The sequence below is a fragment of the Streptomyces sp. NPDC058469 genome (assembly GCF_042721125.1).
Lineage (GTDB): Bacteria > Actinomycetota > Actinomycetes > Streptomycetales > Streptomycetaceae > Streptomyces.
In genome coordinates this window covers 23,411-44,658 of record NZ_JBHXME010000088.1, presented here as the reverse complement: position 1 = coordinate 44,658, position 21,248 = coordinate 23,411, and the positions used below count along the sequence as shown (strand labels likewise).

At 71.8% G+C, this 21,248-nt stretch carries 19 protein-coding genes; 3 read left to right on the top strand and 16 right to left on the bottom strand.

Going from position 1 to position 21,248, the window contains the following annotated elements:
* From ACFWP5_RS31275 to ACFWP5_RS31220, 12 genes are all read right to left on the bottom strand, one after another.
* Positions 1-832, bottom strand: an 832-nt coding sequence (locus ACFWP5_RS31275) for a glycosyltransferase (protein WP_384163946.1), incomplete at its 3' end; no start/stop codon positions are given.
* A gap of 182 nt (positions 833-1,014) precedes the next feature.
* A complete protein-coding gene (gene fxsT, locus ACFWP5_RS31270; protein WP_384163943.1) occupies positions 1,015-4,347 on the bottom strand; it encodes an FxSxx-COOH system tetratricopeptide repeat protein in 3,333 nt (1,110 codons plus the stop codon).
* On the bottom strand, positions 4,344-5,645 hold the full coding sequence (locus tag ACFWP5_RS31265; RefSeq protein ID WP_384163940.1) for a CHAT domain-containing protein: 1,302 nt from the start codon (positions 5,643-5,645) through the stop codon (positions 4,344-4,346). The genes fxsT (ACFWP5_RS31270) and ACFWP5_RS31265 overlap by 4 nt, the downstream gene beginning before the upstream one ends.
* A 113-nt stretch (positions 5,646-5,758) precedes the next feature.
* Positions 5,759-7,672 carry a hypothetical protein gene (locus ACFWP5_RS31260; RefSeq protein ID WP_384163937.1) on the bottom strand — a complete coding sequence of 638 codons (1,914 nt, stop codon included), beginning with the start codon at positions 7,670-7,672 and terminating at the stop codon, positions 5,759-5,761.
* Positions 7,669-8,610 (bottom strand): AAA family ATPase, encoded by a 942-nt coding sequence (locus ACFWP5_RS31255; RefSeq protein WP_384163934.1) that lies wholly within the window; start codon positions 8,608-8,610, stop codon positions 7,669-7,671. The genes ACFWP5_RS31260 and ACFWP5_RS31255 overlap by 4 nt, the downstream gene beginning before the upstream one ends.
* On the bottom strand, positions 8,607-8,978 hold the full coding sequence (locus ACFWP5_RS31250; protein WP_384163931.1) for a CU044_2847 family protein: 372 nt from the start codon (positions 8,976-8,978) through the stop codon (positions 8,607-8,609). The genes ACFWP5_RS31255 and ACFWP5_RS31250 overlap by 4 nt, the downstream gene beginning before the upstream one ends.
* A gap of 78 nt (positions 8,979-9,056) precedes the next feature.
* A complete protein-coding gene (locus ACFWP5_RS31245) occupies positions 9,057-10,271 on the bottom strand; it encodes an FxsB family cyclophane-forming radical SAM/SPASM peptide maturase (protein ID WP_384163928.1) in 1,215 nt (404 codons plus the stop codon).
* On the bottom strand, positions 10,268-10,477 hold the full coding sequence (locus ACFWP5_RS31240; RefSeq protein WP_384163925.1) for a YxD-tail cyclophane-containing RiPP peptide: 210 nt from the start codon (positions 10,475-10,477) through the stop codon (positions 10,268-10,270). Before ACFWP5_RS31240 ends, ACFWP5_RS31245 begins: the two co-directional genes overlap by 4 nt.
* A gap of 129 nt (positions 10,478-10,606) precedes the next feature.
* Positions 10,607-13,591: an FxSxx-COOH system tetratricopeptide repeat protein gene (gene fxsT / locus ACFWP5_RS31235; RefSeq protein WP_384163922.1), complete on the bottom strand. Its 2,985-nt coding sequence runs from the start codon at positions 13,589-13,591 to the stop codon at positions 10,607-10,609.
* An 89-nt stretch (positions 13,592-13,680) separates the two neighbouring features.
* The gene (locus ACFWP5_RS31230; protein ID WP_384163919.1) at positions 13,681-14,937 is read right to left on the bottom strand and encodes an FxsB family cyclophane-forming radical SAM/SPASM peptide maturase; all 1,257 of its coding nucleotides are present in this window, start codon (positions 14,935-14,937) and stop codon (positions 13,681-13,683) included.
* Positions 14,938-14,981: 44 nt separating this feature from the next.
* Positions 14,982-15,575 (bottom strand): YxD-tail cyclophane-containing RiPP peptide, encoded by a 594-nt coding sequence (locus ACFWP5_RS31225; protein WP_384163916.1) that lies wholly within the window; start codon positions 15,573-15,575, stop codon positions 14,982-14,984.
* Positions 15,576-15,586: 11 nt separating this feature from the next.
* Positions 15,587-16,618 (bottom strand): hypothetical protein, encoded by a 1,032-nt coding sequence (locus ACFWP5_RS31220; protein WP_384163913.1) that lies wholly within the window; start codon positions 16,616-16,618, stop codon positions 15,587-15,589.
* 276 nt (positions 16,619-16,894) lie between these two features.
* On the opposite strand from ACFWP5_RS31220, the gene ACFWP5_RS31215 reads away from it, so the two are divergent.
* The 3 genes from ACFWP5_RS31215 to ACFWP5_RS31205 are packed head-to-tail and all read left to right on the top strand — an operon-like array spanning position 16,895 to position 19,397.
* On the top strand, positions 16,895-18,025 hold the full coding sequence (locus ACFWP5_RS31215; RefSeq protein ID WP_384163910.1) for an ABC transporter ATP-binding protein: 1,131 nt from the start codon (positions 16,895-16,897) through the stop codon (positions 18,023-18,025).
* Positions 18,022-18,732 carry an ABC transporter permease gene (locus ACFWP5_RS31210; RefSeq protein ID WP_093629784.1) on the top strand — a complete coding sequence of 237 codons (711 nt, stop codon included), beginning with the start codon at positions 18,022-18,024 and terminating at the stop codon, positions 18,730-18,732. Before ACFWP5_RS31215 ends, ACFWP5_RS31210 begins: the two co-directional genes overlap by 4 nt.
* Positions 18,729-19,397, top strand: a complete 669-nt coding sequence (locus tag ACFWP5_RS31205) for an ABC transporter permease (RefSeq protein ID WP_384163906.1) — start codon at positions 18,729-18,731, stop codon at positions 19,395-19,397. Before ACFWP5_RS31210 ends, ACFWP5_RS31205 begins: the two co-directional genes overlap by 4 nt.
* A 74-nt stretch (positions 19,398-19,471) precedes the next feature.
* Here the strand turns inward: ACFWP5_RS31205 and ACFWP5_RS31200 are convergent, their stop codons facing one another.
* The 4 genes from ACFWP5_RS31200 to ACFWP5_RS31185 form a co-directional block, all read right to left on the bottom strand.
* Entirely contained in the window at positions 19,472-20,071 is a 600-nt protein-coding gene (locus ACFWP5_RS31200) for an ATP/GTP-binding protein (protein ID WP_384163903.1), read from the bottom strand.
* Positions 20,058-20,513: a DUF742 domain-containing protein gene (locus ACFWP5_RS31195; protein ID WP_384163900.1), complete on the bottom strand. Its 456-nt coding sequence runs from the start codon at positions 20,511-20,513 to the stop codon at positions 20,058-20,060. The genes ACFWP5_RS31200 and ACFWP5_RS31195 overlap by 14 nt, the downstream gene beginning before the upstream one ends.
* Positions 20,514-20,549: 36 nt before the next feature.
* On the bottom strand, positions 20,550-21,026 hold the full coding sequence (locus ACFWP5_RS31190) for a roadblock/LC7 domain-containing protein (RefSeq protein WP_019062808.1): 477 nt from the start codon (positions 21,024-21,026) through the stop codon (positions 20,550-20,552).
* A partial coding sequence (locus tag ACFWP5_RS31185; RefSeq protein WP_384163897.1) for a hypothetical protein occupies positions 21,023-21,248 on the bottom strand: 226 nt, incomplete at its 5' end. The genes ACFWP5_RS31185 and ACFWP5_RS31190, both read right to left, overlap by 4 nt.

Below are 21,248 nucleotides of genomic sequence, written 5' to 3'. Positions count from 1 at the left end.
CTTCGCGGAAGGCGGCGTACAGGCCGTCCGGCGGGGAGGTGAACCCGCCGACGCCCTGGACGGGTTCGGCGATCAGGGCGGCGATGCGGGCGCGGCCGGTGACGGTCTGCTTGAACATCCGGCGCATGCCCTTGAGGTCGTCGAGGGCGGTACGGACGATGTCGACGCGGCTGTCGGGGTCGTCGATCCAGTCGACCGGGACCTCGTGGATGCGCAGCTTGTTGCGCTGGGCGAGGACGAGGAGTTCGGTGTCGAAGAACCAGGCGGTGTCCTCGATGTGCGGGGCGAGCGCCCGGAACACCTCGGTGCGGACGGCCTTGAAGCCGCACTGCGCGTCCGAGAAGCGGGCCGCGAGGCCTGCCTTGAGGAGAAGGTTGTAGGAGCGGGAGATGAACTCGCGCTTGGCACCGCGCTGGACCGCCGACTGCCGGTGCAGGCGGCTGCCGATGGCCACGTCGCTGTGGCCGGACAGGAGCGGGGCGACCAGGGGCAGGAAGCCTTCGAGGCCGGTGGACAGGTCGACGTCCATGTACGCGACCACGTCCGCCTCGGACCGGCTCCACACGTGCTTCAGCGCGCGGCCCCGGCCCTTGGCGTCGAGGTGGATGGCGTGCACGTGCGGCAGCCGCTGGGTGAGGTCGAGCGCCGCCTGCCAGGTGGCGTCGGTGCTCGCGTTGTCCGCCACGGTGATCGTGAACGGGAACGGGAAGGACGTTTCGAGGTATGCGTGGAGACGGCCGACACTGCCGGCGAGGACGTGCGCCTCGTTGTACACCGGCACCACGATCTCGACCGACCGCTGCCGGACGCCTCCCGCGTTCTGTTCGTTCATGACGGTGACTTTCCGGTCCCCGTCTGTGGCATTGCTGAGCCTTCACTGAGCGGCCGATGAGAATCAGCGGACTCACAGGCAGCGCACAGCGCTCTCAGGCCGGACCCCAATGCTGGGGCCCGGAAAGGCAGTTCGGACGGACCGCGGAGGGCTGCACAGGGCTGTGGAGTGCCGCTCGGGCTTCAGATGGGCTGCGGTTCGAAGTCCCAGCCGGGTGGCTCCTCCGCTCCGGTCGCCAGCGCGTCCTCGCAGACCCGTACGAGTGGGTGGTCGGGGCCGACGGCGTCGCGGGCCCGCAGCAGGGTGTCCCGGCGCAGCTCGGCCGCCTCGTCGGGCCGGCCTGACAGCCGGCGGGCCGCCGCCGCGTTCAGGGCGCAGCCCAGGGTCCACGGGTGGTCGGCGCCCACGGCGTTCGTCATGCCCCGCAGCGCCTGCTCGATCAGCCGGGCCCCGGCGGCCCGGTCGCCGTCGAGCCACAGCAGCAGGCCGCGGTTGCCCAGGACGCCCACCGTGTACGGGTGATCGTCGCCGAGGAGATGCCGGTAGCCGTCGGCCACCGCGTCCGTCAGCTCGGCGGACTCGGTGAGATCGCCGTGCGAGCGCAGGAAGGAGGCGTGGTCGGCCTGGACCATCAGGGTCATCGGATGCCTGACGCCCTGGAGGTTCCGGCATCGCTCGACCAGGCCGCGCAGCAGGTCGGCGGCGGCCGGTACGTCGCCCGAACGACGCAGGCACAGCGCCTGGTTGTGCTGGGCGGCCATGGTCTGGGGATGGTGGTCGCCCATGGTCTGGCGGTGCAGCAGGGAGTTGGTCTCCTGGAGCGCGGTGGCGTCCTGGTGGCGGCCCAGGAGGCGCAGCGAGCGGGCGTAGGTGAGGCCGCTGAGCAGGGTCGACTGATGGTCGGAACCGAACGACTCCCGCCGTAGGAGCAGGAGTTGGGCGTGGACGTCGGCCGCTTCCTGGTAGCGGCCGAGGAGGCCGAGGGCGACGCCGAGGTTGTTGAGGCAGGCCTGGGTGCGGGGGGCCTCCGGTCCGTCGAGGACGTCGTAGGCCCGCCAGACCTCCTCGAAGAGCTGGTGGGCCTCCTTGAAGAGGCCGAGTGCCATCAGAGAGCCGCCGAGGCCCGTTTCGGCCCGCAGGAGTTCGAGGTCGTCGGAGGGCCGCTCCTCGGCGAGTTGCTCGACGACGGCCCGGCCGACGGCCTCCGCCTCGCGGTAACGGCCGCAGCGGCGCAGCATGTTGGCGTGCTGGTGGACGAGGACCAGCATGGACGGGTGGGTGGGTGCGAGCCTGATCCGCCAGCGGGCCAGCACCTGTTCGCACAGGGTGAGTCCGGTGCTCTCCTCGTCGCGCAGCCGCAGATACTCGATGCAGTTGAGCACGAGGTCGCGTACCGGGTCCTCGGAGCTCTCCAGGGCGCCCGAGGGGTGCAGATGCGGCAACAGCTCCGCGTAGACAGGCCAGTTGGCGACCTCGGACGGCGACCGGGGGTCGGCCGAGACCAGGACGCGGCAGGCGACCGCCGAGAGTTCGTCGCGCTCGCCGGGGGTGAGGGTGCGGCGCAGGAAGCGGTGGTAGAGGCGGTGCATCTCCACGCTGTCCACATAGCCGACGCTGTCCGAGGGCTGAACGTAGTCCATCCGTACGGCAGTTGACTCCGAGAGGCGGCGCAGTGCGCCGAGCCAGTGGGCCGGGTCGGCGGCCAGGTCGGCCAGCAGGGTGGGCAGGTCGCCGGGGCGGGAGCGCTGGAGCTGGCGTACCGGGATCGAGCCGGGGGAGAACATGGCGAACAGGCGCAGGAGTTCGGTCGCCTCGGGGCTGTCCTGCTCCAGGGAGTCGAGGGTGAGGGCCCAGCTGGTCTGGAAGCCGATCGGGTAGTCCGGCAGGGTCTGGATGCCGATCTCGTCGGCGTCGCCCCGGCGCAGCAGCCCGATGTACTCGGCCGCCGACATCCGGTTGGCGTCCAGCCAGGCCGTCGTCTGGGCCAGCAGCAGCGGGAAGTCCTCGACGGCGTCGGCGAGTTGGTCGGCCTCCTGCTCGGTGAGCCGCTCCACGTGCCGGCGGGCGTAACTGATGCTCTCCGCCCGGGTGAAGCGCTCCACCTGGACCTCCGCGACCCCGCCGGACGCGGCCCAGCCCTGCGTGAGGGTCGTCACCGCGACATGGCCGCCGGCCTCGGGGAGCAGGTCGTAGACCTGTTCCAGGTCGTCCGCGCTGTCGAGGACGAGCAGCCAGCGGCGGTGCGGGCGGCCGGTGCGCAGGGCCTCGCGGACCGCGCGGACCCGCTCGGGCAGCGCGCTGCTGTCCGCGAGGCCCAGGGGTTCGGCGAGGTCGGCGAACTGCTGGCGGGCGGTGGCCCGGAAGCTCGCGCTGATCCACCAGACCACGTCGTACTCGTTGGCGAACCGGTGTGCGTACTCGATGGCGATCTGGCTCTTGCCGACGCCCGAGATGCCGCGCAGGGCGACCCGGGCGCCCGAGGGCGGGCCGTTCTCGAAGAGGGCGCGGAGTTCCTCCAGGACCGTGTCGCGGCCCGTGAAGCGGAAGTTGCGGCGCGGTACGTTCCACACCGCGGGCGGCGCGTCCGGGAAGCGGGGGGCGACGGACTCGTCCTCGGGCTCCGGCCGGGCGTCCTGGAGATCGAGGGTGGCCAGCAGCCGGCGCAGCGCCTCGGCCGGGTCCAGTTCCCGCAGACTGACCGGGCCCAGTACGGCAGTTGCGGCGGGCAGGGTGCGCGCGGAGAGGTCCACGGCGGCGAACCGGTCGGGGTCGGCGGCGACCACCGTGCCCAGCGCCTCGCCCCATTCGAGCTCGGTGCGCCTGCCGAGCCGCAGGTACTCCTCGTCGAGCAGCAGCAGCACCCGGCCGGGGGCGGCGAGCAGATCGGCCAGCAGCCGGGCCAGCGGCACCCCGGGCAGCGGGTCCCAGCGCAGCAGGAACGTCTGGCAGCCGTGCCGCTCCAGCTGACGCGCCGTCCACACGGCCCACGCGCGGTCGGTGCCGGCGTAGCTGATCGTGATGTGGTGCGGCGACCAGACACCGGACACCGGACGCCGTCCGACGCGGTGCCCGGGGGCGGTGTGCTCGGCCGGCAGGGTGGCGGTGGCGCCGTTCAGCGCGGGCACGACGACATGTCCCTGGCCTGTGACGGCGTCCGCGACGATCTCGCTGGGCAGTTCGACGGTACGGACCGGAACACCCCAGCGGTTGCTGATGGTCAGCCAGATCGTGCCCGGTCCCGGCGCCCGGCTCGCCTTGATCACGAAGCGGGCCGGGCCGTAGGTGCCGCCGAAGCGGTGCAGGACGACGCTGGGTTCGTTCAGGGCCTCGCACACGAAGCGGCGGGAGCCGTCCAGGGCCACGCCGAAGTCGAACTCCTCCTCGTCGTAGGGCCAGTCCTCGGGCGCCGCGGGGCCGTTGAGGTCGACGGTGACGAGATAGCTCTGCCCTGCCTGGGCCTTGCGGGGCCAGCCCACGAGGGGCTCGATCATCAACGCAGCGGGATCGCCGCTCATGTCCTCGCCTCCTGCGCCCGGACGCTGAGCCGGAGCGTGGTCAAGGGGTGTCCGAAGTAGAGGAACATGAAGCTGTAGAGGATCGGCAGAATCTGCCGCTGACCCTCGGCGTCGAACCCGTCGTCGTCGCCGTAGACGAACGGCAGCGGGTCGGGCAGCCGGGCCACGGCGGCGGCCCGGAAGTCGCGCAGGGCCCGCGCCACCGGGAGTTCGGGGTCGGCGCAGAGCCGTCCGACGAGATCGCGGATCAGCAGGTGCGCCACGTCGTCGCCGACCTTGCCGGAGGTGGCGATGCAGCCGCCGGCTCCCTTGCGCAGGAAGAGTTCGGCGAAGCCGCGCAGGGCGTTCTCGCCGAGCGGGCGGTTGTTCACGAACCGTGCGGAGTGGCAGGCGTTCAGGCAGACCAGGGTGCGGCGGCCGTCCAGCGCGGACATGTCCAGGCCGTTGAGTTCGTTCCAGGTGACCGTGCCCAGCTTGAGCTTGTAGAGGTTCGGGCCGTGGGTGGCGTGGCAGCCCATGTAGACGAGGCCGGCGCCGAGGCCCGGGCGGGCGAGTTCGGTGAGGAAGGTGCGGGTGGTGCCGAAGTGGCCGATGTGCTCGAAGTTCTGGAACACCGTGGCGTCGCGGCGCATCTCCTCCGCGTAGTAGCCCAGCACATGGCCCGAGCAGACCGCGGGTTCGTTGAACGGGGTGCTGCCGGCCTCGCGGATGGTGGTCCAGCGCACCACGGTCACCAGCGCGCCCAGGATTCCGTCGTCGACGCCGTGGTCCCGGCCGCCGGTGAGGCGCAGCATCTCCCAGGGGATGTCGTAGTCGGTGTCGTCCCAGATGACGAGGTGCAGTTCGGTGCCGAACCGGGCGCGCAGTTCGTTGATCCAGCGCACGACGTCCTCCTGATGGCCCGACCATTCGGCTACGGCCCGGAAGATCTCGGTGGGCGGGAATCCGTCCGGCCGCAGGTTGCTCAGCGCGAGTCCGCTCGGTCGTAGCCGCGTGTCCTCCGAGTCGAGCGACAGCTCCAGATCACCGCTGTGACCGGTGAGCCAGAACACCTCCTGGCCGCGTTCGTCGTAGGCTCGGTTCACTGCCAACTTGGCGAATCCGACGGGGAGTTGGGCGTTCGGGTCTACGGGGGTGGCTGTGAGCGGTACGGGTTCGTACGGCTCTACGACGTGCTCGGGGATGCCTGCGGTGCGGGGGGCGGGGAGGGCCTCGGGGGCGGGGCGGCGGGCGGGGGTTCCGGGGCCGAGGGGGACGGCTCCGCCGAGGGCTCGGGGGCCGGTGGGTTCAGCGGGCATTCGTCACCCCCGGGGTGGGGTGGGGGCTAGCGGGTTCGTTGTTCGGCTGCGGGTGCGTCGTGGCTGGTCGAACGGTTCCCCGCGCCCCTTTAGGGCGCTGATGCATCGCGTGTTTAGTGGGCATGGGGTACCACCCCCCGCGTAGTCCGGCCCGCGACCGTTACTCCGCCCAGGGCGTCCGCCAGGAGGAACGGTAGGTCGGGGTGCGGTTGGCGGGCCGCGTCGACGACCACCGAGTGCAGGCGCATGCGGCCCATCGCGCCGATGCGGCCCGCTGCCGTGATCGCGTCGTCGATGCCCGTGCGGCGTACCGGGCCCAGGAGGCGGCCGCCCGCGCTGGCGTCGAGCGGGACGTTGCCTCGGCCGTCGGACACGACCACGAGCCAGGCTTCGACCAGGTTGGAGCGTTGCTGGAAGGCGCGGCGCAGCAACTGGTCCGTCAGGGTCAGGCCGTGGGCGAGGGGGCTGCTGCGGCCGGGGTGGCGGTGCAGGGCGCCGCCGACGCGTGGGTCCAGGACGCTGCGGGCGATGAAGTGGTCGGCCCGTAGTTCGTGGGCCGCGTCCTTGCTGCCCACCTCCACCAGACAGACCGAGGCACGTCCCGTGTAGGCCCACTGCAAGTAGGGGGCGAGCGCAGGTTGCCAGTCCCAGCCGCGTCGGCAGGTGTGGTCGAGGAGGAGCACCAGCATGCGCTCGGCCACCGGCAGGCGGGCGTAGCTGCGGAAGTCGCCTGGCAGGACGACGAGTTGGCCGTCCCCGCCCGCGCGCAGCGCACGCCTCCCGGGCAGGTTCTGGTGCTTGGCGGCCTCGACGACGGTCGCTACGACGGCCAGGTCCCGGAGAGTGGTGGCGGATCGGACACCTATCACCGGACCTCGCGCGGAACTCGGCTCCGGACGCCGCTGCCACGGAATGCGCAACGGCGCGAACTCCCGCAGGAACCGCGCGTCGTCCTCCGGGAACGGCGAGCCCGGCCCCTCTCCGGTGTCGGCCGTGAAGGTGTCCAGGGCCTCGGCGGGCCCCGCCGGAAGCGCCATCGCACCGCCCGCCTGACCCGCCGTGCCGGTGTCCTCGGGGACCGGGTCCGCCTTCGGCTGCTCGGGCGGCGGAGGGCGGCCGTCGATGCCGTTGCCGGTGGCGAGGGAAGTGCCGTTCGCGGAACGGCCGTTGGCCGCCGGGGTCGCCGGGGGCGCGGCCACGCCCAGCAGCCGGGCGGCCTCGTCGACCCGGTCGGGGCCACAGGTGTCGGCGCCGTTCACCACGGCCAGCACCCGGGCCAGCCGCGCCAGCCCGATCGCCCGGCGACCACTTGTGTCCCCGCGGAACAGTCCCACGGCGTGTGCCGCCGCTTCTTCGGTCAGCGTGCACGCCGGACGCGTCCGGGCAGTGAGCGCGCTGCGCCAGGACGGCGGCAACTCGCCAAGACCCGGCTCGGGTTCACGTCCGTCGAGCGCGTCGAGCAGCCGGTCGGGACCGCTGCTGGTCCGCCGTAGACCGGCCGCGTTGAGGCGGATCGGGAAGCGGTCCAGCAGGTGGGGGGACAGGCGGCCGATCTCCGCCTCCTGGCAGGCGGCCAGCCAGCGGGCCCTGGGGCGCCAGCGGGCCCGGAAGCCGGACCGCTCGACCGCGGCCACGTCCGCGCCGAGCAGCTGTACGGCCGCTCGCATGCCGGGCAGGCTGAGGCGGACCAGGTCGGGGACCACGACGATCATCGCGGAGTCGGGGGTGTTGTCCACCAACGGGCCTGGTGCCAAAGAGAAGTTGATGCCGTTGCCGTCGTGGCGCAGCGTCGGGCGCAGCCACAGTTCGTCGTCACCGGTGACCGAGCCGAGCGTCGTGCGCCGTACGGGACGCTGCTCGCGGAGCTGGAGCAGGCCGGCGAACGCGTCCGTCACCGGGGCCACCATCTCCGGCTCCAGGTCGAACAGCAGCACTCCGTCGAGGCCGGGGCCCAGCGCGGAGCAGGCCAGGACCTGTAACAGGCGCTGCCGGGGTCCGACCGGACGGACATCGGCGGGCGCGCTCATCCCAGCAGCCCGTCGAGCAGCTCCGACTCCTCCGCCGTCCACTCGACCGGACCGCCGTGCGCCGCCTCCGGCCGCCGGTGCCGCAGGGACAGCGGGACCACCCGGCGCACATGGTCGGCGGTCACGGCGTCCGCCTCCTCGAAGGCGGCCAGCGCGCGGGCGGCCCACGCGGTGACCACCTCGCCGCGATGGCCCACCGCCCGCAGCCGGGTGGCGACATCGGCGCACAGCTTCGCGATGTCCTCGCTCAGCCGCACGTCCTGGACACCGTCCCGGGCGCGGTCGAGCCGCTCGCGCAACTCCCGGTCCCGGTCGAGGCCCTCGGCCAGCCAGGCGGAGTCCGTACCGGCCGTGTCGTCGAAGCGGAGCACGGCCAGCACCATGGCCCGGCGCTGCTCCTGGTCCAGCTCGGACACGGCGACCATCAGACCGAACCGGTCGAGCAACTGCGGCCGCAGACCGCCCTCTTCGGGGTTCATCGTGCCGACCAGGCCGAAGGAGATGTTCCGCACCGTGTCGATGGCCTCGCGCTGCACGGACAGCACGCCGGTGGAGACGACGTCCAGGATGATGTTGACGATGTGGTCGTCCAGCAGGTTGACCTCGTCGATGTACAGCATGCCCTTCTTGCCGGCCTCCTCCAACAGCCCCGGCTGGGTCCGCGCCTCGCCCCGCATCAGCGCGTCCAGCTCCCAGCCGCCCAGCACCCGGTCGTCGGTGGCGTTGATCGGCAGGGTGACCGGCAGCTCGCCCCCGGTCAGCAGCGAGAAGGCCCGCACCACCGTGGACTTGGCGGTGCCCCGCTGCCCGCTGATGAGGACACCGCCGATCCGCGGCGCGATGTAGTTGAGTTCGAGCGCGCGCTTCAGCTCGTGCTGCCCGACCACGTGGCTGTACGGCAGAATGTGCACGTCCGAGCCGTCGAGCGCACCGGTCACGACGCGCTGCCCGGTGTCCAGCGGAAGGTCACCTGGAGCTGTGCCTCGGCCCCCGACTTCACCAGGAACGCGCCGAGTTCGGCGTCGAGCTTGATGGACAGCTGGAGTTCCACCTCGTCGGGGGTCAGCCCCTCCCCGAGGTCGTGGAGCCGGCCCGCCGCCTGCCGGGCGCAGCGCCGGGCCAGTTCCAGACCGTCGCCGTAGACGTCCCGGGCCACCGCCAGCACGCGCTCCGCGGCGTTCTCCCGGGTGTCGATCCCGTCGTACATGTCCGCCAGGCCGCCGGGCAACGGCGCGGTGTCGACCTCCACGTAGATCGGCACCTGTTGGTCCTGGCCGTCCGCGGCCACCCTTGTCACGATCGCCATGCAGCACTTCCCCCGTTGGAGAGCCGGAATACTCTCCTTACCTTCCCCAATTCTGGCGCGCCATCAACAGCCTTGTGGTCAACGGGCGTTGATCGGTCCCCGCGGGAAGTCGGCGTCGGCGGCGCTGCGCACCCGGCGGGCGATGTGCGGGATGAGGAGGTGCAGGTCGGCGCAGTACACGGACGGATTGCGGAATCCCTCGACCGGGCGGTAGCGGTGCGCGTAGTTGCCGCCCCCGCACACCTCCGCGAGCGGACAGGTGAGACAGGTGGGGGAGAGCGCGTCGGTGCCCAACTGCCGTGCCACCACGCCCGGATGGTCCAGGACGTCGTCGAAGGTGTGGTCGAAGACGTTGCAGCCCGTCGCGGGCGCCCCGGCATACGCGGTCTTCAGCGAGTCGACCTGCTCGATGGTGCCGTCGGTGTCGACGACGACGGCGACCACGGGCGCGTTGCCCACCGCCTCGGCACGGCAGGGCACGCCGAGCAGCAGGGCGATGATCTCGTGGAACAGCCGTACCGGCACGGCCCGTTCACCGGCGTCGAACCACAGGTCGAAGAGGCGGACGAGCCAGTCGCCGTAGGGATGCGGGCCCTTCGCGGCGGGCGGGAACGCGTGGTTGGCGTGCGGCAGCAGCAGATCCATCGAAGGGGGTTCGAACGCCGTCAACGACGTGTAGACCTCGGCGGGATCGGAGTCCGGGTCGATCACGCTGAGGATGCCCGCGTACGCCTCCGGACGGCCGCGCAGCACCCGCAGCCCGGCCACGGTCTTCGCCCACGAGGAGCGGCCCGCGTGGTCGCGCCGGTGCCGGTTGAGCCAGGGGGTGCCGCCGTCCAGGCTCACCCCGATCCGTACGCCCGCGTCGGCGAGTTCGGCCACCGCGTGCTCGGTGAGCAGGGTGCCGTTGGTCTGCACGGAGGCGTCAACAGCGCAGCTTCGGCCACAGCGGTCGCGGACCGCCTCACGCACCGCGCTGACCTGGGCGACGAGGTTCGACACCCCGGCCAACAGGGGTTCCCCGCCGTGCAAATTGATCTGGAGGGACGTCAGTTGGTGGGTCGCGGCGTGCTCGGCGATCCGGGTCGCGGTGCGTTGGACGACGGCGGGGGAGACCCGGTTCGGGCGGTCCCGCCAGCTGCTGTCGGCGCCCTCGTAGACGTAGCAGTAGGTGCAGGCGAGGTTGCAGCGGCCGTTGACCTTGAGGACGAACTGCCGGAAGGGCACGGCCCGCAACCCGGACCGCCGTAACGCCGCGACGTCGAGTTTCTCAAGGGGCCACAGGGCGGTCACAGTTGGTACGGGCCGTCCTCGTAGAAGGCCATCGCGGGTTCGCCGCGCAGCATCCGGGGCAACAGGCCACTGGCCACCGCGGCGAGCACCGGATGCGATGACTGACGGGACAGGGCTCTCAGATCCAGATCCGCGAAGTCGGGCAACAAGCCGCCCGGCCCCCGCTCGCCCAGCCCGGAGGGGCCGTCCCCTTCTCTTCCCCGCACGATCTACCTCTCCAGGAAGGCCGAAGTCCCCCTTGGGCTACGGAACTCGGCCATGCTAGCGGCCCTGGGACCCGGGAGACTCCCGTTGCGGATGGTCCGTACGACTCACATTTCGGTGGTCCCTGCGACTCACGTCGTGAGCGGCTCGAAGTCCCAGTACGGACGCTCCCTGCGGCGCACGGACAGGGTGTGCGGATGCTGTGGCCCGAGGGTGTCGGAGAGTTGCTGGAGTGCCTCGTTCTCCAGCTTGGTGGCCTCCTGGCCGCGGCGCAGCGCCCGCTGGTCACCGGCGAGGGCGGCCTTGCAGGACAGCGTCAGCGGATGGGTCTCGCCCAGGGTGGCGCGCGCCGACTCCAGGACGACGCGGCTGAGTTGGGCCGCGCCTTCCTCGTCGCCGGCCAGACTCCGCGCACCGCTCGCGTTGAGCGCCGCCCCGAGCGCCCACGGATGGGTGGAGCCGACCGCCGCACTCATCCGCGTCAGCGCCAGTTCGGCGATCCGCAGCGCCTCGTCGCGCTCCCCGTACTCCCACAGCGCGAGCCCGACATTGCCCAACGTGCCCACGGCATAGGGGTGTTCGGGACCCACCAGACGGGCGTAGTCCTCGGCCACGGTGGCCGCCATCTCCCGGGCCTGCTCCAGATTGCCGTGCTCGCGGTTGAAGGTCGCGAAGTCGGCCTGCACCATGAGCGCGTCGGGATGGCGCTGTCCCTGCCGCTGCACGAACCGCTCCACCACACTGCGCATCAGTGACTCGGCGCCCAGCAGATCACCGGTGCGCCGCATGCACAGCGCCAGATTGTGCTCGGCGAACAGGGTCTGCGGAGTGAACCGGTCCATCGCCTGCCGGTGGGCGCGGACGTTGAGCTCCTGCCGTGAGGTGGCCTCCTCGTAGCGGCCGAGCAGCCGGAGCATCCAGGCGTAGAACATGCCGGAACGCAGGGTGAGATGGTGGCGCGGGTTCAGCAGCCGCTCCCGGATCAGCAGGATGTCGCGGTGCAGCAGCAGCGATTCCTCGTACCGGCCAAGCAGGCTGGTGACGACGGCCAGGTTGCCGCGGTCCTGGAGGGTGCGGGGGGCCTCGGCGCCCAGGGTGTCGGAGTACGCGTGGACGCACTCCTCGAACATCTGGTGGGCCTCGTCGTAGCGGCCCAGCGACACCAGCGTTCCGGCCAGGCCGTTCTTGGCGCGCAGCAGATCGGGGTCGTCGTCGGCGCGGGTCTCCGTGAGCTGGTCCAGGACGGCACGGCCGACGGCCTCCGCCTCGCGGTAACGGCCGCTGCGCCGCAGCATGTTGGCGTGGTCGTGGGTCAGCACCAGCATGTCCCGCTCGTCCGGCTGCAGCCGGGTGCGCCAGCGGGCGACGGTCTGCTCGCACAGGCGCAGCGCGGCCCGGTTCTCGCCCCGTACCCGCATGTAGTCGATGCAGTTCAGGACCAGTTGGCGGACCACGGGCTCACGGCTGTCCAGGGCGCCCGCGGTCTCCAGGTGCGGGATCAGCTCCGCGTACCGCGTCCACTCACGGGTGTCGTTGGGCCGGCGCGGGTCGGCGCCCGCGAGCAGCGTGCAGGCGATCGTGGACAGCGCCTCGCGGCGGTCCTCGGTGAGGGTGCTGAGCAGGAAGCTGTGGTAGAGGCGGTGCATGGACACGCGGTCCACGGCCGGCTCGGCCTCCGAGGACTCGACGTAGTCCAGCCGGACCGCGGTGGACTCCGAGAGTCTGCGCAGCGCCGTGTGCCAGCGGATCGGGTCGGCGGCGAGCGCGGCCAGATGGGCCGGCAGGTCGGACGGGTGGGCGGCCTGCATCAGCCGGACCGGGATGGCGTCCGGCGAGAACAGCGCGAACAGGTGCAGCAGCTCCACCGCTTCGGGGTTGTTCTCCTGCAGCGTGTTCAGAGTTATCGACCAACTGGTCTGGAAACCCATCGGGTAGTCCGAGGAGATCCGGATACCGATCTGGCTGGCCTCGCCGCGCCGGATCATCGCCACATAGTCCTTGGCCGGCATGACGTTGGCGTCCAGCCAGGCCGCCGTCTGCGCCAGCAGCAGCGGCAGGTCCTGTACGGCGTCGGCGAGATCGTCGGCCTCGGCCTCGGTGAGCCGCTGGGCGCGGCGGCGGGCGTAGGCCACGCTCTCGGGACGGCGGAAGGGCTGCACCTCGATCTCGGTGACACTGCCCGCGGCGGCCCAGTCCTGGGTGAGGGTGGTGATCAGGACATGGCCGTTGCCCTCCGGGAGCAGGTCCTCGATCTGCTCCATGTCGTCGGCGCTGTCCAGCACGAGCAGCCAGCGGCGGAAGGGCCTGCCGGTGCGCAGCGCCTCGTGCACCGCGCGGATCCGCTCGCCCAGCTCCTGCCCGACCGGCAGTTCCAGACGCGGCGCCAACTGCGCGAACTGCTCACGGGCCGGCGCCCGGAACCGCGCCCCCACCCACCACACGATGTCGTAGTCGTTGCCGAACCGGTGCGCGTACTCGATGGCGATCTGGCTCTTGCCGACGCCCGAGATACCGCGCAGCGCGACCCGGGCGCCGCCGCGTCCGCCCTCCTCGAAGCGCGCGTGCAGCTTCTCCAGGATGGCGTCGCGGCCGGTGAAGCGGACATTGCGGCGCGGCACGTTCCACACCGCGGGCGGGTCGTTCGGGAAGCGCGGCGCGGTGCCGCTCACCGGTCCGGTCGCGGTGGCCGCGTCCAGGTCCAGGCGGCGCAGGATACGGCGCCGGGCCTCGCGCGAATCGAGGTCGCGCAGATCGACCGGGCGCAGCGGGGCGGCCGTTGCGGGCAGCGCCCGGGTGGCCACACTGACCGCCGAGAACCGGTCGACGTGCGGCGGCACCACCTCGTGCAGCGCCTGCGTCCACTCGGCGTCGGTGCGCGGGCCCAGCGAGAAGTACCAGTCGTCGAGGACCAGCAGGACCCGGCCCGGCGCCTGCAGCAGATTGCGCAGCGCGTCGGCGAGGGACATCTCCTTCGGCGGGTCCCAGCGCAGCAGGGTCGTCTCGTGCCCCAACTGCTCCAGCTGGTGGGCGATCCAGGTAGCCCACGGCCGGTTGAATCCCGCGTAGCTGATGGTGAAGTGCTCGTGGGACTCGGCGCCCTTGGACCTGTCGGTCATCCGACCGTCTCCCCTTACACCGAAATGGACTCATTGACTGCGTTTTAACCGTTTCGCGTGATTTCGCGTGCACCCTAGTCGATGCGCGGTCAGTCCTCGGGCATTACCGCTTTCAGCCGTCGGGCCGCGTGCCGCACCAGTTGTTCCAGATCCGCGCAGTACACGGAAGGGTGCAGGAAGCCCGTCCCGGCGGAGTAGCGGTGCCCGTAGTTGCCGCCGCCGCACACCCGCCCGACCGGACACGCCCGGCACTCGTCCGCGAGCCCCTCGACGCCGAGTTGACGGGCCACGATCCCGGGATGGTCGAGCGCCTCGTCGAAGCTGTTGCCGAAGACGTCGAACCCGGTCGCGGTGGCGCGGTCGTAGGCGAGGTTGAGGGAGTCGATCTGCTCGACCGCGCCGTCCGTGTGGACGACCACCGCACAGGTCGGTGACAGTCCCACGGACTCGGTGGCGCTGGGGACGCCGAGCAGCAGCGCCACGATCTCGGTGAACAGCCTTACCCGCGGCTGTGTTCCGTCCGGCGGGCCGTCCCACCACAGGTCGAAGGCGGTGGCCAGCCAGTCGCCGTACGGCGTGGGGACGGCCCGCTGGGCGCGTGCGTGGCGGGGTGGGCGGGGGGCCAGGCCCGGGGGCGGGTTGGACCAGTTGGCGTGCGGCAGGAGCAGGTCGAGGCGGGGCGGGCGCAGCGCGGCCAGGGAGGAGTAGACGTCCTTGGGGTCGCTGGTGATGTCGATGGCGCAGAGGATCCCGGCGTACAACTCGGGACGGTCCGCCAGCAGGCGCGCGGCCCGTGCGGCGGCCGGCCAGGAGGACCGCCCCGCGTGGTCCACCCGGCGCCGGTTCAGTACGGCGGTGCCGCCGTCCAGGCTCAGCCCGACCCGGACGTTCGCGTCGGCGAGCCGGTCCAGGGTCCGCTCGGTGACCAGCGTGCCGTTGGTCTGCACGGTGGTCCGCAGCGCGGTGCGGGAGGGTAATTCGGCGCGCACGGCGGCCGTGTAGGCGAGCGCGGCGTCGGGCCCGGACAGCAGCGGTTCGCCGCCGTGCAGATCGATGCGCACCTCGGACAGCCGGTGGGCGACGGCGTGTTCGGCGATCCGGCGGGCGGTCTGCCGCATGACATCCGGGCTCACCCGGGCGGGCCTGCCCTTCCAACTGGCGTCCCTGCCCTGGTAGATGCAGCAATAGGTGCAGTCGAGATTGCAACGGCCGTGCACTTTGAGCACGAACTGCCGGAAGGGGAAGGCCCGTTGCCCCGCGCGCCGCAGGGCCGCCACATCGAGCGCGGCATGCGGCCACGGCGCGAGTTCCCGGTCCCTGGCCGTCCGTAAGGTGTGATCCGGCACCCCGTGCACAGCATCGCCTCCCGTCGGCCGGCGCTCTGCCGCCCCTATCGTTCTGCCCCGGGGGAGTCCTCGTGATACGCGACGAGGCCCCCGTCGGCATGGCAGGACCGAGCCAGCAGGGTGGCGAGCACCGCGCCCAGCACAGGGTGGTCCACCCGCGCCCGCAGCGCGGTCAGATCGACCCCGGTGAAGTCGGGCAGCGGCCTGCGGTCGCCGTCCGGGTGCCGGTCGGGTCCGCCCGGCTCATACGGCACGGCCCGCTGCCGCCCGGCCGGTTCCGCTACCTCGCGCTCTTCTGTGTCGTGGCGCGCCGAGTCCGCTCCGGTGTAGTCGGGCAGCGGCCCGCGGTTACCGTCCGGGTGCCCGTCGGGCCCGACCGGTTCGTACCGCACGGTCCGCTGCCGCCCGGGCGGTTCGGCCGTCCCGCGCTCTTCTGTGTCGTGGCGCGCCGAGTCCGCTCCGGTGTAGTCGGGCAGCGGCCCGCGGTCGCCGTCCGGGTGCCCGTCGGGTTGGCCCGGTTCGTACCGCACGGCCCGCTGCCGCCCGGGCGGTTCCGCCACCTCGCGTTCCTCCACGTCGCGCCGCGTCAGCTCCGCCACCCCGTACTCCTCCACGTCGTAGCGCGCCAAGTCCGCCACCCTGCACTCCTCTACGTCGTCGCCCCGAGCGCGGTCATGCGCTCGACCGTGGACTGTGCCTGTGGTCCCTGCGCCGCCCCGGCGCGCTGCCACAACTCCCAGGCGGCCTGGTACGACTTGAGCGCCCGCACCGGACCGGCCGTCCGTTCCAGGACCGCGCCGCGCTGGTGGTGCGCCTGCGCGGCGAGCAGCGGCTCACCGGCCCGCAGCGCGCTGCGCACACCGTGGTGGTACGACTCCGCCGCCAGGTCCAGCCACTCCGGCGCCCCGGTCGCCCCGGCCAGCGTCAGCAGCACCTCGCCGCGCTCCAGCCAGGCCAGCGCGGCGACACGGTCCGCCCGTGCGCCGCGTGCCGCGCGGGCCAGGATCCACTCGGCCTCGTGCAGATCGGTGCCCGCCCCACCCGCCGCGTGATGCCGGCGCAGCGCCTTGCCGAACAGCAACTGCCGTTCCGCCAGCCGGGGTTCACCGCCCGCGGTCAGGGCCAGCGCCGCGCGCAGCTCCCGCACCGCCTCGGCGGCCACCACCAGTCCGCCGCCGCTCTCGACCCGGGCGAGCAGCACCTCGCCGCGGCCCGCCAGCAGCTCCGCCCGGACCGGGTCGTCGCGCTGCACCAGATCCTGTGCCTGGGCGAACACCCGGTCGGCGGCGTCGAGTTCGGCGGGGTCGGCGGTGTAGCGGTAGCGGGCGCTGTGGGCTTCGGCGAGTCGGCGCAGGGCCAGCGCCCGTAACTCGGGGCTCACGTCCCGGACGTCGGCCACCGCCTCGTGCAGCGCCTCCAGAACCCCGGTCGCCCCGCTGTCGGCGGCCGCGACGGCCCGCGCCTCGGCCAGGTCCAGCAGGGCCCGGCAGCGTACGGCGGAGGTCGCGCCCGCGCCGCCGGTGAGCCGTACCCCCCGCTCCAGATCGGCCGCCGCCCGCAGGGCCAACGTCCGCGCCTCCTCGGCCGAGTCGCGGACCCGCGCGTCCCCGGCGAGGGCCAGGAGCCTGCGTCCCCGGGCCAGCACGGCGGCGTCGGAGGGGGACGTACCGCCGTTCGTCACGTCGCGCTCCTCGTCATCGGACGGTCGGATGCGTGCGTATGCGGTCGAGAAAGATCGAGAAAGGTCGTGGACGGTCAGGTCACTGTCCATGACAGTACGCGGCTACCGACCGGTCAACAGCGCTTTCCGGCCGCCGGAGACCGATCACGACCGGTCACTCCGAGCCGGATCCCGCCAAGTTCCCGCAACACTGGCGGTCTAGACTCTGCCCCCAGTGGCCTGCGACCGTGGCCGAGAACGGGCAGTTTCTGCCAAACCCGAAGGGTATTCGGCGTTTTGATACGGATAGATTCAGTCACCAAGCGGTACCCGGACGGCACGGTGGCGGTCGACCAACTGTCCTTGGACATACCGGACCGCTCGATCACCGTCCTCGTCGGCCCCTCCGGCTGCGGCAAGACGACCACCCTGCGCATGATCAACCGGATGATCGACCCCAGCGAGGGCACGATCCTCCTCGACGGCGCGGACATCACCAAGCAGCCGGTCAACACGCTGCGCCGGTCGATGGGTTACGTCATCCAGAACGCCGGGCTCTTCCAGCACCGCACGATCGTCGACAACATCGCGACCGTGCCCCGCATGCTCGGCTGGGGCAAGGAGAAGGCCAGGGCGCGGGCCACCGAACTCATGGAGCGGGTGGGCCTCGACGCCGCCCTCGCCAAGCGGTACCCGTACCAGCTCTCCGGCGGCCAGCAGCAGCGCGTCGGCGTCGCCCGCGCCCTCGCCGCCGACCCGCCCGTCCTCCTCATGGACGAGCCCTTCTCCGCCGTCGACCCCGTGGTCCGCAAGGGCCTCCAGGACGAACTCCTCAGGCTCCAGGAGGAGTTGGGCAAGACCATCGTCTTCGTCACCCATGACATCGACGAGGCCATCAAGCTCGGCACGATGGTCGCGGTCCTGCGCACCGGCGGCAAACTCGCCCAGTTCGCCCCGCCCGCCGAACTGCTCTCCGACCCCGCGGACGCCTTCGTCGAGGACTTCCTCGGCACCGACCGCGGCATCCGCCGCCTGTCCTTCTTCTCCTCGGCGGGCCTCGACCTCAAGACCTCCCCGATCATCGCCCTCGACTCCACCGCCGAGCAGATCGCCGAACGCACCACGCCCGACGTGCCGTACCTCCTCGTCACCGACCTGGACGGCAAGCCGCTGGGCTGGAGCGAGCCGGGCGCCCTCACCGCCGGGGCCGTCGACACCGCTCAACTCCTCGCGTACGGCCGCCCGTTCGAGGCCGACAAGGACTCGCTGCGGGCCGCGCTGGACGGGGCGGTGCTGTCGCCGACCGGGTGGGCGGTCGGTGTGGACGGCACCGGGCGCGTGGTCGGCGTCGTCTCGCAGGGGGCTGTCGGCGAGGCGATCCGGAGTGCGCACGCGGCGGGTCGCAGCGGCGCGAGGGTCGCCGGATGAACGACTGGTTCCGCATCCCCAGCGACCTCCAGAACAGCTACCTCGGTCTGATCGGCCTGCACCTGCGCGAGGCCGTCATCCCGGTCCTCGTCGGCCTGGTGGTGGCGCTGCCCATCGCCCAACTGTGCGTGCGGCTGCGCTGGTTGTACCCGCCGGTGCTCTGGGTGACGACCGTGCTCTACGCGATTCCCTCGCTGGCCTTCTTCGTCGTCCTCATCGACTACACCGGCCAGACCGAGACCACCGTGATGATCCCGCTCGGCGTCTACAGCCTCGTGGTGTTCGTCCCGGCGATCGTGGACGGCGTCCGCTCGGTGCCCCAGGAGACCCTGGACGCGGCCACCGCGATGGGTCTTGGGCCCGTACGCCGGTATCTCCAGGTGCAGTTGCCGATCGCCGTGCCCGCGATCATCGCCGGACTGCGGGTGGCGACCGTGTCCAGCATCTCCCTCGTCAGCGTCGGCATGCTGATCGGCAACCAGGGCGCGCTGGGCAACCTGCTCAACGACGGTCAGATCTACCACCAGCCACGCCTGATCTGGCTCTCCGTGATCACCACGGCCGTCCTCGCCATCGTCGTGGACGCCGTCCTGGTCGCCGTACGCCTGCTCCTCACGCCCTGGATGCCGCGCGGTACCCGCAAGGCCCGCCCCGCCGAGGACCGGCCGGAACCGGCCGAACTCGTACTGGAGGACGCAGCCCGGTGAACGTACTCCACTACATCAACTCCTTCTTCAGCGACAGCACCCACTGGCACGGCTACGACGGCATTCCCACCCGTCTCGTCGAGCACATCCGGTACTCGCTGATCGCGCTCGCCATCGCCGCCGCCATCGGCCTTCCCATCGGCCTGCTGACGGGCCACACCGGACGCGGCGGCAACACCCTCTCGCTCATCGCCACCGCCGCCCGCGCCCTGCCCAGCTTCGGCCTGCTGGTGCTGATGTTCGTGCTGATCGGCTTCGGCCTGGTCCCGGTGATGATCCCGCTGGTCGTCCTCGCCGTACCGCCGATCCTGGTCACCACATACGAGGCGATGCGCTCCGTCGACCCGTCCCCGGTCGACGCGGCCCGCGGCATGGGCATGAACGAGGCGAACGTCCTGTTCCAGGTGGAACTCCCGGTCGCCCTCCCGCTGATCCTCAGCGGCCTGCGCTCGGCCGCCATCCAGATCGTCTCCACGGCCACCATCGCGGCCTACGTCAGCCTCGGCGGCCTCGGCCGCTACATCATCGACGGCCTCTACCAGAAGAACTACGAGAAGGTCGTCGGCGGTGCCACCCTGGTCGCCGGGATGGCCCTGATCACGCTCGGAGTCTTCTGGGGCATCGCGCGACTCGCGGTGTCACCCGGAGTCCGTAGGAGCAACTGAGCCCCGCCGAACGCAAGAAGAGGGGGGAGGCCCGAGACCTCCCCCTCTTTCTGTGAGTCCCTCTATGCGTGCTCTCAGTTCTCCGTACGCGCCAGCGCCAGCTCCAGTACGACCAGCAGCGCGTCCCGCACCGAGCCGCGCTCCCGTGCATCGAAGGCGAGGACCGGGACGCGCTCGTTGACGTCCAGGGCCCAGCGGACCTCGTCGAGGGAGTGCTCGATCTTGCCGTCGAAGGCGTTCAGGGCGACCGCGAACGGGATCTGCCGGTGCTCGAAGTAGTCGACCGCCGCGTAGCAGTCGTCGAGCCGGCGGGTGTCGACGATGACGAGACCGCCGACCGCGCCCTCCACGATGTCGTCCCACATGAAGCCGAACCGGTCCTGCCCGGGCGTACCGAAGAGGTACAGCTTCAGGGTCGGGTCGATGGTGATGCAGCCGAAGTCCATCGCGACCGTGGTGGTGGTCTTGCGCGGGGTGTGGGACAGGTCGTCCACGCCCGCCGCGACCTCGGTGATGGCGGCCTCGGTGGTGAGCGGCTCGATCTCGGAGATCGCGCCCACGGTGGTGGTCTTGCCCACGCCGAAGCCGCCCGCGACGACCATCTTCACCGGCAGCGGCGGTCGTACGACGGTCTGCGCAGCCGCACCGCGGGCGACCGGTTCAGTCGGTGTCACGGAGTACTCCCCGGGAGTTGGGGATGGCGCGGAGGCCATCGATGACCCTTCGCAGGACGGTTGCGTCATGGGTGATGTCGGTGTTCGGCACGTGCACCGTCAACTGCCCGGCGGCACGCAGGTCCTCGGCGAGGACCCGCACCACGTTCAGGTGCAGCCGCAGCCGGGCCGCGATCTCCGCGAGGGACTGCGGCTGCCGGCAGGCGGCGACGATGTCGTGCTGCTCGAAGGAGAGCCGGTCGAGCACATCGAGCCCGGCGGCCGTGGCCACCACCTGGGTCTCGACCGGGATCGGCCGCCCGGAGGCGGCCGCGTCACCGCCCGCCACCCGGCCGGCGGTGACCAGGAACGGCCGTACGGCGGAGGGCTTGCGCACCGGATCGCGACCCGGGGGTGTGGCCCCGTCCGCGCCGGCACCGTTCGGAGTGCGGCCGTCGGGCATGAGTGGCTGTTCCTCTCTCGACCGGTCGGGGACCGGTCACCGAGCCGAAGCGGCGCCGACGCTGTTCTTCAGCTGGAGTACCAGCTGGGGGTTGAGCGCGGAACCGGCACGGTTGGCGAACAGCGTCATCTCGTAGGCGATGTTGCCGAGCTTGGCCTCCTTGTCGGTGACGACGCCGAGGACGGCGCCGCTGCCGATCGCGGAGACGAGGACGTGGCCGCCCTCCAGGTCGATGATGACCTTGTTCAGGCCGCCGAGGCCGTAGTTGCCCGAGGCTCCGGCGGCCAGGCTGGTGATGCCGGAGACGATGGCCCCGAGCCGCTCCGAGTGGGCGTGTTCACGCAGTTCGGCCACGGCGATCAGCAGGCCGTCGGAGGACACCGCGATGGCGTCGACGACACCCGCGGTCTCGGTCGCGAAACGGTTGAGCAGCCAGTTGAAATCGGCCGCGGCTGCCTGCAGATCGGCCGGCGTGGTGCCCCCCGTGGGAGTGTCACCTGTCGACGTACTCACTGCTCCGCTCCTTTCGGGAGGTGGTTCCGGTCGTGCGGGTGGTTCGCGTCCGGAGGGCGCAGGCCCGTGAGGGTGTCGCTGTCGCGATGCGCTTGCTCCACGGCGGCCTCGAACTCTTCGAGGGCCGAGCGGACGGCGTCCGCGTCGGCGTAGCGGAAGGTCTCACCGAACATCGTGATGCCGACGACGGCCGCCACCACCGGGTTCTCGACCGTCAGGACC

Coding starts and splice junctions, on each gene's coding strand:
- ACFWP5_RS31210 (WP_093629784.1), top strand. CDS start 18,022: ATGAACGACTGGTTCCGCATCCCCAGCGACCTCCAGAACAGCTACCTC.
- fxsT (WP_384163943.1), bottom strand. CDS start 4,347: ATGAGCGGCGATCCCGCTGCGTTGATGATCGAGCCCCTCGTGGGCTGG.
- ACFWP5_RS31250 (WP_384163931.1), bottom strand. CDS start 8,978: ATGGCGATCGTGACAAGGGTGGCCGCGGACGGCCAGGACCAACAGGTG.
- ACFWP5_RS31195 (WP_384163900.1), bottom strand. CDS start 20,513: ATGCCCGACGGCCGCACTCCGAACGGTGCCGGCGCGGACGGGGCCACA.
- ACFWP5_RS31260 (WP_384163937.1), bottom strand. CDS start 7,672: ATGAGCGCGCCCGCCGATGTCCGTCCGGTCGGACCCCGGCAGCGCCTG.
- fxsT (WP_384163922.1), bottom strand. CDS start 13,591: ATGACCGACAGGTCCAAGGGCGCCGAGTCCCACGAGCACTTCACCATC.
- ACFWP5_RS31265 (WP_384163940.1), bottom strand. CDS start 5,645: ATGCCCGCTGAACCCACCGGCCCCCGAGCCCTCGGCGGAGCCGTCCCC.